Raw genomic sequence first — 10,285 nt, 5'->3', positions numbered from 1 at the left:
CGCCTATGCTCCTTGGCCCGGTCGCTGATGTAGCAAAACTGGGCACCCCGGTCCGGATGCTGCCTTCCTTCGAGGGTCTTGGCGTTGGCCTGGAGGCTGAACCCCTCCTCCCGCAGCAGGTCGGCGACGGTATCCGCCGAGATCCGGTGGCCCTGCCTGGTGAGCTCGCCGGCGAGTCTGCGGGTGGACTTCGTCGTCCACCGCAGCGGCGACATCGGATCCCCTCGCATATCCGGCTCGACCAGCGCCAGCAGCGCGGGCCGCAGTTCTGGATCCACCTCGGCGGCCCGCTTGCGCCCGCCGCCGGGACGGCGGACCCGGCCCAGAGGTTCGGCCCCCGCCTCCAACTCGTCCACTCCCTTGCGGACGGTGGTCTCGCTGACCTGAGCCGCCCGGGCGACCGCCCGGATCCCCCCCCGTGGCCCAGGATCCTGGCCTCGGCCCCCATCAGCAGACGGCGCTGCCGCTCGTCGAGGTGCGGGAACAACACCGCGAACTTCAGGTTGAGTTGACTGCGGACCTCGCCAGATATGCGCGTACCACGCCAACGAGCCGAACCGTGGGAAGCAACACCTTGATTCTCTGCGAGCCCTTAGCCAGCTGAGTACGACTCATTGGCCCTGGTGAGTACGAGGGCACGTGCTCACCTGTCGTCCTCGTCTTCGGTCATGTCGTACTCGTCGACGCCGAGCTCCGCGCCAGTGGCACTGAGGAAGTCCAGGACCTTGTGGTCCAGGTGCCAACCGAAGAGATTGGGGGCGTCAGCAGCACCCGGCTGGGCTTGGTCGGTGTCGTTGAAATAGCGCACGACGTTAAGCACTGATCCGCCGCCAGTGCTAGCCAGAAGCCTGGTGACGTCGGAGATGCGGTCCGTGTGGGGCTGGAGTCTGTCGAGAATGCGGGAGATCTGCTCATCGACGCGCAGGCCAGGGTCCCGGCATACGACCATCCACGCATGGTCGACTGGGACCATTGCCGGTTCGGTGATCCGGCTGCCTCGAACGGTTACCTCGTCGGGAGTGATCCCTAGCAGCGAGGTCATGTCAGCTGCCGAGGTGTGCCTGCTGAACAGCCCGAAGTAGGCGTACTGGTGAAGTGACATCCCGTGGAGGGTAGCCGCGCGGGAGACGGGCCGGCCGTGATTATGCGTGCCCCGACAGTCAGGCAGCCGCGGTGCCCGGAGGCGTCACCTGGTAGCACCGGCGGTCGCGGATCAAGGCCGGACAGGTCCATCCCCGCGAGCGCGGGGAGCAGAGAAGAACGATGGGATCTGAGGGCTGATGAGGCAGCGTGGCCTACGGGACGCCTTCCACAAGTGATCACGTAGAGCTACTCTTTGGTCTTTGTAGGTGAGGGGGTGTATGCGGTACGAGCAGCGTGCCTACGCGCGAGTGAAGTTCCTCGAGCTCATGGCGGAGTTGTACGAGAACGAGTTCGAAGACTTCTTTCATCGGCTCATGTGCTCGCGGTACCCGGACTTTCTGGATGTGCGTACTGCCGGGATTCTGGGAGACATGTCGGCCGATGGGCTCACGTTGCATTCTCGGAGGCTGTATGCCTGCTACGCCCCGCAGACCGTGAAGACAGCCAAGATCCGCGAGAAGTTCGAAGGCGATCTGGCTGGCGCGGTCACCAAGCGCAAAGACCAGTTCGACACGTTTGTGTTCGTGCACAACGACCGTCGTGGGGTGCATCCGGAGGTGGCGTCCCTGCTGTCGCAGGCAGCGACCCGCCAGGCCCGGCTTGCGCTTTGAGCAGATGGGCAGCCGGCACCTGTGGCAGGAATGCATGCGGCTCGACCAGATGGCGGCTGAGGACGTCCTGCGGTGTGAGATACCGATCAAGGAGATGACGTTCGGTATCGGGATGGATGATCTTGAGCCTCTCTTGAAGCAGCTTCAAGATCTGCGCACTGCTTCTGACCCGCTGATGGCCTTGCCGGATGTGCCCGTTGAGAAGCTCGTTTTCAACCGGCTCGAAGGTGAGGCGCGTGAGGACTTGCTCCGCGGGATGCGCCAGAGCCACCTCGTCGACGCCTTCTATGCAGGCGCCATGCAGGAGCTGGAACACGATGAGGTCGCACAGGGGTTCCGCGTGTACTACGAGCAGGTGCGCGAGGAGTGGGACGATCCTGAGGACGTGCTGTGGCAGCTTCAGATGTACGTTCTAGGCAACGCTCAGCCGCGCCCAAAGGTGCTGCGGGCTGCCCATGTGGTGCTCGCGCACTTCTTTGAGCGCTGTGACATCTTCGAAGCTCCGCCGGCAGGGTGGCAGCCTGCTCTCGGGATATCCGCGTGATCACTCCCACCAAGGGCATCGCGCCTGACCGATGCCTGCTCTCTGTCTGCGCTCAGATCCTGTTGCAGCTCGACGAGCCGCGGTCTGTGAGCCAGGCGTGGTCCCGTTTGAAGACCTGGCGAGCTGAGCACTCTCACCCCTCGCCCGTATCGTTCGGCTGGTTCGTCCTGGCGCTGGACGTGCTCTACACCATGGGTGCTGTAGAGCTGGACCAGGACGTCCTCGTTGCAAGGAGTACGCATGCTGCGCCGCTTGAGCGCTGACGACGGGCGCTTCAAGGAGGTGTCGTTCGTCGAAGGTCTGAACCTGATCGTCGCAGACACCACCGATGCGTCCTCGGACACCGACAGCCGCAACAGTGCGGGCAAGTCCAGCTTGATCGAGCTGCTTCACTTTCTCCTCGGGGCTCGGGCGACCAACACCACACTCGCCATGAACAAGGCGCTGCGGCACATCACGTTCGATCTGGAGATGGACTGGCCGAGTCTGAGAAGCCCGCTCAGCGTCCGCCGAAGCGGGCAACGTGCCGGGTTCGTGACCCTCGGCGAGGACGTGACCGGCATTGATGACGGCGCCATGTTCCCCCGTACGGGAGCGGTGGAACTGCCCGTCGAGCAGTGGACACAGTTGATCGAGCGGGACCTGTTCGGGCTGCGCGGCGATCATCAGGGTGTGAGCGGAAGAGTGCTGCTCTCCTTTCTCGCCCGGCGCATTTCTTCACACGGCTTCAACGAGCCGACCCGTACCTTCTCCCGGCAGTCCGCGCCGGAGGCCGCGTCGAACCTCGCCTATCTGCTCGGGCTGGACTGGCAGCTCGTCGACGAGTACCGGCAGCTGGCTGCCCGCAAAGCGACGCGTGCCCAGCTGAAGAAGGCGGTCGATGACCCCGTGTGGGGACGCATCGTGGGTTCCACAGCGGACCTTCGGGGCCAGATCACGCTGGCCGAAGCACAGGTGGAACGGCTTCGTGCGCAGGTTGCAGCTTTCCAAGTCGTTCCCGAGTACGAACGGCTCAAGGACAGGGCTGACGAGGTGAGCCGGCGTATCAAGCAGCTGGCGCAGGAGGATGTGATCGACCAGCACAACCTTGAGGAACTCCAGGCAGCCGTTATGGAGACCACTGACGTCGAGGTGGACTACCTGGAGCCTGTCTACCGGGAACTCGGCGTAGTTCTCAACGACCAGGTCCGCCGCCGGTTCGAGGACGTAAAGACCTTCCATCACTCTGTGGTCCGCAACCGTCGAGGATTCCTGGAAGAAGAGATAGCTGAACTCACCGAGAGGCTCTAGGCGCGCCGCTTGGAGAGGGCACGCCTCGGCGAGGACCAGGCGCGTCTTCTACGGGACCTGTCCGAGGGAGGAGCGTTGGAAGCACTGACAACGCTGCAGACGGCTCTCGGACGAGACGAGGCAGCGCTCCAGGCTCTGCGTCACCGCTTCGAAGCAGCACAGACTCTCGAGGCGAGCGCACGGCAGATCACCGCAAAGAGCGTGGAGCTGCAGCAGGCGGTCGACACCGACCTCCAAGAACGCCGTCAGCAGACCGATGAGGCCATCCCGCTGTTCTCGCATTACGCACAGCGTCTCTACGGGGAAGGACGCGAGGCGTATCTGGCCATCGAAGCCGGCCTCAACAGCCTGACCGTCACCCCACGCATCGACAGCGACGGCAGCCGCGGCATCAGCAACATGGTCATCTTCTGCTTCGACCTCACACTGGCGGTCCTCGCGCACAGACACGGTCGAGGCCCCGACTTCCTCATCCACGACAGCCACCTCTACGACGGCGTCGACGACCGGCAGGTCGCCGCCGCCTTGAAGCCCACCGCCGAAGTCACCGAGGAAGAGAACCTGCAGTACATCGTCACGATCAACACCGACAGCCTGGGCATTGCCGCCCAGCGCGGGTTCAACCCGGAGCCCTACATCCGCAGCCCCCGTCTCACCGACGAACACGAAGCCGGTGGCCTGTTCGGATTCCGCTTCAAAACCGCAGGCAAAAAATAGCCGTCCCAGACACTCAAGACGGATCCACACCCCGACTATCACCCGTTCGAATGATCAGATCTGCTTCGCACATTGAGCCTGCCGACTCCATACTTGACGGTCTGGGCAGAAACCATCGCCGCACGCGGGGAGCAGTCGGTGCACCGTCGAAGTACGGTAATGCGCTGCGACGGGCGACGTGAGGCGGGTCCTCGCCGGACCGCGCCGAGGGCCGCCGTGAATCCGCTCGCTGGTATGGGGACGCCGCGCGTAGACTTCGAGTGCATGCCCGACAACGAGAACATGCCCGAGACGCTGACCGCCAACATCGCGCGCAGCGCCTCCCACTCCCTGATCAAGGCCGCGGAGGCCGCCGTCACCGACGGCGTGATCATCCCCGCCGACCGCGAGATCGTGTTCGGCCCGCTGTACAGCTGGTGGCGGCTCGTGTGCCGGACCTCCGAGCTCGTTCTCCTCGCGGAAGAGCGGGGGTTCACGTCGGAAACGGGCCCGCTGGTGCGCAATGTCTTCAACCACACGTACGCGATGCAGTGGCTCGTCGACAACGGCGAGCTCGCCGTCTACGCGCTCCTGGAGGTCGGCGACGAAGTCGCCGAGAAGCTGTGCAAGAAGATGGAGGACACCGGCTGGGTCAACGCGGCGAAGTACCGGGCGTTGCGGGACGAGGCCGGGAAGGCCCCACGGTCGGATTACTCCGAGGCGGAGCGGGCGCAGATCGATCGGTTTAAGCACGAGCTGGGCAACGTCCATGACCTGCTCGACGGATACGGCAGCGCCGACCTCTACCCGGTATACAGCCACTTGTCGTCGCTCTCACACACCTCCGACCTCACGGCGAAGCTCTATCTGGAGTGGCCCGTCGGCACGACGACACCTCAGATACGGCTGAGGGCTCCGGAGTCGGGGGACGCCTTCGTGATCCATACGGCGCTGGCACTCCTGCAGACAGCTTCGATCGTCAGCCCGCTGATCGAGGGTGACCCGATGCAGAAGGCAATCGGCCAGGCGGCGGCAGACCTCGGGCTGGAAGGAGCACAGCTGCTGCCTGAGCGAGTCGTGAAGGCCGTCAAGACGAACAGCCGCCGGGGCCGCCGCAAGAGGTGAGGTGGGCATCACTCTGGGCAGCGTCGAGTGGGGCCCATCCCCGCGCGTACGGGGAGCAGCTTGGCCTGAACGGCGAGCAGATGCAGCGTGTGGGACCATCCCCGCGTGCACAGGGAGCAGAAGGGGAAGGGTACGCCGCCATTCCTTGATTGGGGTCCATCCCCGCAGGGGGCAGGAAGCAGCCGTCGGGGTCGCCGGCGAGGGAGATGAGGTCGGGGCCATCCCCCCACGGGCAGGGAGCAGAGGTCGACTTCACCCCGGGCGAGGGCGGCGTGAGGGCCACTGGCTTTGTTGGTGAGTTTCAGGTTCTGGCACAGATCTTGGGGAGCCGTCGCGGAGCGTGACATCGTCGTTCGATTGCGAGGGCCTGGCTCGTACGAGACGGCGTACGCCTTGTGGCCTGACGACCGGAAGTGACGCTCCCTCAGGTGCATTCCGTTCGCTGCCGTGGTCGGCGGTGGGCGGTGATGGTGCTGGGCATGCAGACCGACGCACCGTTCTGGGACTCGCTGGTGTTCGATGGGATCGACGAGGTGGAGGTCGAGGCGGTCACGGCCGCGTTCGGCACGGCCGAGGCGGTGGCGAGAGGCCGCGCGACCGGTGCTGGCTGTCCGGACTGCGGCCTCTTCTCGGACCGAGTCCACGACCGCTACCAGCGCAGGCTGAAGGACCTTCCGATCGCTGAGCAGGGCTTTGTGATCCGGCTGACGGTCCGGCGCTTCATCTGTGGGGCGGCGGACTGTCCGCGTCGGACGTTCGCCGAGCCGTTCTCCCGGCTGACCGTCCCGCACGCACGGTTCACTACGCGGCTCAACCACGCCCTGGAACGAGTGGGGCTCGCGCTGGCCGGGCGGGCCGGCGCTCGGCTGGCTGCCCAGCTGGGCTTCGGCGCGGGAAGGATGACCTTGTTACGCAGGGTCATGGCCCTGCCCGATCCAGGCTTCAGCACTCCGCAGGTTCTGGGCGTGGACGACTTCGCGATCCGCCGCGGCCAGACCTACTCCACCATCCTGACCAGCGTCGAAGACCACCGCGTGGTCGATGTGCTCCCGGCGCGTGAAGCCGGGCCACTGGCAGCCTGGCTGATCCGCCATCCCGGCGTGGAGATCATCTGCCGGGACCGGGCAGGCGCCTACGCCGAGGGCGCCCGGCGCGGTGCCCCCGACGCTCTGCAGGTCGCCGACCGGTTCCATCTGTGGCAGGGACTCAGCCGGGCCGTGGAAACCTGCGTCGCCGCCCACCGACACTGCCTGCGCAACCCGCCGCCCCTCGGCATGCCGCCAGAGGCCCCCCGGCCAGCTTCCGGCCAGCCGCAGAACGACGCGGCGCCCGTCGGCCGGCGGGCCGAGCGCAAGAAGGCCGCACACACCCTGGTCCACGAGATGCTTGCCCAGGGTCACTCACGCCGGGCGATCGCCCGGCACCTGGGCTGGGGCCTCAACACCGTGCTCCGATACGCGAACGCCGCACGCTGGCAGGACACCATCCGCGACAACCGGCCCCGGCCCAGCAGACTCGACCCCTACAAGCCCTACCTGGAACGACGATTCGCCGAGGGATGCACCAGCGTCACCCGCCTCCACGGTGAACTCCGCGCCGACAACGCGCCCGTTACCTACCAGATGGTTCGCGCCCACATCGCCACCCTGCGCACGGCTCCGGCCGGGGCGCCGCCCCGGCCGCCGACAGTGCGGCAAGTGACCGGCTGGCTCACCCGGCACCCCACCGCGCTGAGCGAGGACGACCGCACCAGCCTGAAGGAGGTCCTGGCCCGCTGCCCCGAGCTGGACACGGCCGCCGGACATGTCCGGGACTTCGGGGAGATACTCACCGACCGTCTCGGCTCCACACTCCCCACCTGGATCGATGCAGTCGACGCCAGCCAGCTGCCCGGCCTCACTGGCTTCGCACTTCACATGCTCCGGGACCTCGACGCCGTAACAGCCGGCCTCACCCTCGACTGGAGCTCCGGCAGCATCGAGGGCGCCGTGAACCGCATCAAAAAGATCAAGAGGCAGCTCTACGGCCGAGCCGGCTTCGAACTACTCCGCAAAATGATCTTGCTCCAGTAGTTCCTCGCGCCCATGCGGCTCTGCTGCTGGTCGGCACCTTCGAGGTCAGAGCTCGGTCGTCCAAACCCGACAGGGTGCTCACTCGGTGCCAGCCACAGCTCAGGCTGCGACTCTCAGCTCTTCGGGCAAAAGTACGCTGCCCTCATGACGCTCTACTTCGACGCGGCGGCGGTGCTGTTCCAGGTGTACCCGAGCTGTAACGGTCGCTGGGAGGACCGCCTGTGGCTCAACGTCCCGGGGCCGGTGTACGGCGCCGAGACCGATAACTGCGCGACAGGTCGACTCGAAGCCCCGCGTCACATCCACTACGGCGGTCAGTACTTCACTGAGTACGTATACCGCCAGCCGCGCACATCGGACGAGGTGAGGGAGGTCCTCAGTGCCATCGAGGCGGACCCCATGGACGGCTACGCCTGGGACGGAGACCAGCGGTGGACACCGGAGTTGGTCCGGGAGTGGTGGCGGGACCGGGAGCGGATCCTGGAGTACCTGAGAGACCAGGTGCACGAGTGGGAGCGGTACGACCGATGGATCCCGAACCAGCGAGCAGTGGAGGGCGCCCTGGACTTTGCGGCCTACATCGCTGGCGGCACCGACTCCGGAAGCCTGGAGACGGACCTGCAGATCTACCTCTACTGGCTACAGGAACGCCGCTCTCCCACCCCGGCCGACCGACTGCCCGAGCTCTAGACCGGTATACACCGACTTACCTAAAACAGGACAGCAGCACGGCAGCCTCACATGACCCTGTAGCCACCACAGGTCGGACGACGGAACCCGAGACCACGGCAACGAGAGGTGCGGCAGAACCAGGGCCATCCTCCCAATCGAACGCAAACATCACGCTCCGCGACTGTCCCCAAGATCTGTGCCAGAACCGTTCAGCAGCAGCGTTTGTCTGCCGGTTTGGGCGTCAGTTGGTGATCACTGGGCCTTGGAATGTTCACGAGAGATAGCGTCAGCGCACGGGCCAGCGTGGCCTGGGCCGCTGGCCCGAGTGCCAGGGCGACATGTTGGCGCCCCGGAAGGACGTTCGCTGCCTGCCCTCTAACCTCTCCTCTTGAGGGGTGGGATTATGGAAAAGACGATCTTGGTTGAGTCCATCAGGTACTCCGCCGTGTGCCAGGAATGCGGCGCCGAGGCGGAGTGGTGCGGTGTTCAGGCGCTGGTGGGCGAGGCACTGCGGTGGGATGTTGAGACGACGTGTCCGGCCTGCAAGTTTGCCCTGGCTGTGTGTGGCGGTGACCTGCCGGAGGAACTGCGTGGCCGCCTGCTCTCCGAGCACGGGCGGGCAAGGTTGCGGGTAGCCCCGCCGGCGAAGAACGCCGCTATCATGCGGGTTCTGCGGGCGGAACTCGGCATCGGCCTGGACGGCGTCCGGGCCGTTCTGGATCAGGTCTTGACCGGGCAGTACTCAGGAACCCTGCCTGAAATGGAGCTCCTGGCGCGGAAGCTGCGGGCATCAGGCATCGAAGCCGCCGCTTCACGAACGGCAGATTGAGCGAACCTGCTGGGCGGAACGACTGGATTCGGCGAGGACGGCCCGCCGCCCGGAGGACGGCGGGCCGTCGAGGTAGGTAACGGCAGAGATCAGCCGGCCTTGGCCGCCTCCTCGGCGCGAGCTCGGGTGCTGGCGAGGCGGTAGGAGTCGGTGCCGGTCTCGATGATGGTGCCGTTGAAGGTGAGGCGGTCGACAATGGCCGCGCAGAGCCGAGGGTCGGTGAACGTCTTGGTCCAGCCGCCGAAAGACTCGTTGGAGGCGATGGCCACGCTGTTCTTCTCTTCACGTTCGGTCAGGACCTGGAAGAGGAGTTCGGCGTCGCGGCGGTCGAGTTCCATGTAGCCGAGTTCGTCGATGCAGAGCAGGTCGACGCGGCCGTAGCGGGCGATCGTCTTGGAGAGCTGCTTCTCGTCGGCGGCCTCGACGAGCTCGTTGACGAGCTTCGTGGCCAGCACGTACTTGACCCGGTAGCCAGCCATTGCGGCCTCGGTGCCGAGCGCGATCAGCATGTGGGACTTGCCGGTCCCGGAGTCGCCGATCAGGCAGAGCGGCTGACTCTTCTTGATCCATTCGCAGCTGGCGAGTGTGTGGATGGTGGCCGCGTCGATGTTCGGGTTCGCGTCGAAGTCGAAGGTCCGCAACGACTTGTCCCGGGGGAACCCGGCCGCCTTGATGCGCCGTTCCGAACGGTGCCGGGACCGGTCGTCACACTCGGCCATCAGCAGCTCGGCGAGGAAGCCGCGGTAGGTCATCTGGTCCTTCAGCGCCCGGTCGGCGATGTCGGAGAGCTCGTTTCTGATCGAGGGGAGCCGCAGCAGGCGGCAGGCGGTGTCGATGGCTGTGGTGGCGGCCTGCTCGGTCAAGCCTCGCTGGCGGGGCAGGGTCACTGTGCTTCTCCCTCGCGGTGTTCACCGCCGCTGGCGCGACGGTGTCGGAGCAGTTGGTCGTAGTGGGTCACCGAGGGCAGCGGCCTGGTGTCCGGGGGAAGATGCGCGAGCCGCCACTCGTGCAGAAACGTCACGGTCGCCCCCGCGGCACCGACCGGCGAAGAATTTCCGGCGGGTTCGTCTTCGGCCTGGGCGATCTTGCGGGCTTCGAGGGCGACCGCGTCCGCGGTCAGGGCCCCGGCCCGCAGAGCCATCGCGAGGCCGGCGACCAGGTGCTCATGCGAGACGTACCGGGCCAGCAGCACCTCGATCAAGGCTCGTGTGTCGGCGTACACGTGAACGTCCCCACCCGCGTACGGATGAAAAGGGACAGTTGTTGATGCGTTGAGACCTGCTGCTCGGCACTCTGCTGCTTG

General features: G+C 65.9%; 12 protein-coding genes and 1 pseudogene. 9 read left to right on the top strand and 4 right to left on the bottom strand.

What is annotated here, in order from left to right:
- Window positions 1-448 (bottom strand): annotated as a pseudogene (locus ACFQ8C_RS35195) (ISAzo13 family transposase); the annotation flags it as partial.
- Window positions 449-643: 195 nt separating this feature from the next.
- Window positions 644-1,102, bottom strand: a complete 459-nt coding sequence (locus tag ACFQ8C_RS35190; RefSeq protein ID WP_383465762.1) for a DUF4279 domain-containing protein — start codon at window positions 1,100-1,102, stop codon at window positions 644-646.
- 259 nt (window positions 1,103-1,361) lie between these two features.
- Between ACFQ8C_RS35190 and ACFQ8C_RS35185 the strand changes: the two genes are divergently transcribed.
- The 9 genes from ACFQ8C_RS35185 (at window position 1,362) to ACFQ8C_RS35145 (ending at window position 8,982) form a co-directional block, all read left to right on the top strand.
- Window positions 1,362-1,754 carry a hypothetical protein gene (locus ACFQ8C_RS35185; RefSeq protein WP_383465760.1) on the top strand — a complete coding sequence of 131 codons (393 nt, stop codon included), beginning with the start codon at window positions 1,362-1,364 and terminating at the stop codon, window positions 1,752-1,754.
- Window positions 1,755-1,788: 34 nt separating this feature from the next.
- Window positions 1,789-2,298 carry an ABC-three component system protein gene (locus tag ACFQ8C_RS35180; RefSeq protein ID WP_383465759.1) on the top strand — a complete coding sequence of 170 codons (510 nt, stop codon included), beginning with the start codon at window positions 1,789-1,791 and terminating at the stop codon, window positions 2,296-2,298.
- The gene (locus ACFQ8C_RS35175) at window positions 2,295-2,561 is read left to right on the top strand and encodes an ABC-three component system middle component 6 (RefSeq protein WP_383465757.1); all 267 of its coding nucleotides are present in this window, start codon (window positions 2,295-2,297) and stop codon (window positions 2,559-2,561) included. Before ACFQ8C_RS35180 ends, ACFQ8C_RS35175 begins: the two co-directional genes overlap by 4 nt.
- On the top strand, window positions 2,539-3,588 hold the full coding sequence (locus tag ACFQ8C_RS35170) for an ABC-three component system protein (RefSeq protein WP_383465755.1): 1,050 nt from the start codon (window positions 2,539-2,541) through the stop codon (window positions 3,586-3,588). Before ACFQ8C_RS35175 ends, ACFQ8C_RS35170 begins: the two co-directional genes overlap by 23 nt.
- A gap of 75 nt (window positions 3,589-3,663) precedes the next feature.
- Entirely contained in the window at window positions 3,664-4,305 is a 642-nt protein-coding gene (locus tag ACFQ8C_RS35165; RefSeq protein WP_383465753.1) for a DUF2326 domain-containing protein, read from the top strand.
- 264 nt (window positions 4,306-4,569) lie between these two features.
- The gene (locus tag ACFQ8C_RS35160; RefSeq protein ID WP_383465751.1) at window positions 4,570-5,409 is read left to right on the top strand and encodes a DUF5677 domain-containing protein; all 840 of its coding nucleotides are present in this window, start codon (window positions 4,570-4,572) and stop codon (window positions 5,407-5,409) included.
- 479 nt (window positions 5,410-5,888) lie between these two features.
- Window positions 5,889-7,481 (top strand): ISL3 family transposase, encoded by a 1,593-nt coding sequence (locus ACFQ8C_RS35155; protein ID WP_383465749.1) that lies wholly within the window; start codon window positions 5,889-5,891, stop codon window positions 7,479-7,481.
- 144 nt (window positions 7,482-7,625) lie between these two features.
- Window positions 7,626-8,171 carry a ferredoxin gene (locus ACFQ8C_RS35150; protein ID WP_383465747.1) on the top strand — a complete coding sequence of 182 codons (546 nt, stop codon included), beginning with the start codon at window positions 7,626-7,628 and terminating at the stop codon, window positions 8,169-8,171.
- A 385-nt stretch (window positions 8,172-8,556) separates the two neighbouring features.
- A complete protein-coding gene (locus tag ACFQ8C_RS35145; protein ID WP_383465744.1) occupies window positions 8,557-8,982 on the top strand; it encodes a hypothetical protein in 426 nt (141 codons plus the stop codon).
- 89 nt (window positions 8,983-9,071) lie between these two features.
- On the opposite strand, the gene istB is transcribed toward ACFQ8C_RS35145, so the two are convergent.
- Together istB and ACFQ8C_RS35135 are read right to left on the bottom strand one after the other, a co-directional pair.
- Window positions 9,072-9,869, bottom strand: coding sequence for an IS21-like element helper ATPase IstB (istB, locus tag ACFQ8C_RS35140; RefSeq protein WP_383465742.1), 798 nt, complete (start codon window positions 9,867-9,869; stop codon window positions 9,072-9,074).
- Window positions 9,866-10,183, bottom strand: a complete 318-nt coding sequence (locus tag ACFQ8C_RS35135) for a hypothetical protein (protein ID WP_383465740.1) — start codon at window positions 10,181-10,183, stop codon at window positions 9,866-9,868. Before ACFQ8C_RS35135 ends, istB begins: the two co-directional genes overlap by 4 nt.
- Window positions 10,184-10,285 lie beyond the last annotated feature (102 nt).

This window comes from Streptomyces sp. NPDC056503, from assembly GCF_042794995.1.
Lineage (GTDB): Bacteria > Actinomycetota > Actinomycetes > Streptomycetales > Streptomycetaceae > Streptomyces.
Note: the sequence above shows the minus strand (reverse complement) of the source record. Positions and strands in the feature narration are given on the sequence as shown.

Bases quoted from the DNA above. Each gene is read 5' to 3' on its own strand.
- ACFQ8C_RS35145 (WP_383465744.1), top strand. From the start codon at position 8,557: ATGGAAAAGACGATCTTGGTTGAGTCCATCAGGTACTCCGCCGTGTGC.
- ACFQ8C_RS35150 (WP_383465747.1), top strand. From the start codon at position 7,626: ATGACGCTCTACTTCGACGCGGCGGCGGTGCTGTTCCAGGTGTACCCG.
- ACFQ8C_RS35180 (WP_383465759.1), top strand. From the start codon at position 1,789: ATGCGGCTCGACCAGATGGCGGCTGAGGACGTCCTGCGGTGTGAGATA.
- ACFQ8C_RS35190 (WP_383465762.1), bottom strand. From the start codon at position 1,102: ATGTCACTTCACCAGTACGCCTACTTCGGGCTGTTCAGCAGGCACACC.
- ACFQ8C_RS35185 (WP_383465760.1), top strand. From the start codon at position 1,362: ATGCGGTACGAGCAGCGTGCCTACGCGCGAGTGAAGTTCCTCGAGCTC.
- ACFQ8C_RS35160 (WP_383465751.1), top strand. From the start codon at position 4,570: ATGCCCGACAACGAGAACATGCCCGAGACGCTGACCGCCAACATCGCG.
- ACFQ8C_RS35155 (WP_383465749.1), top strand. From the start codon at position 5,889: ATGCAGACCGACGCACCGTTCTGGGACTCGCTGGTGTTCGATGGGATC.
- ACFQ8C_RS35170 (WP_383465755.1), top strand. From the start codon at position 2,539: ATGCTGCGCCGCTTGAGCGCTGACGACGGGCGCTTCAAGGAGGTGTCG.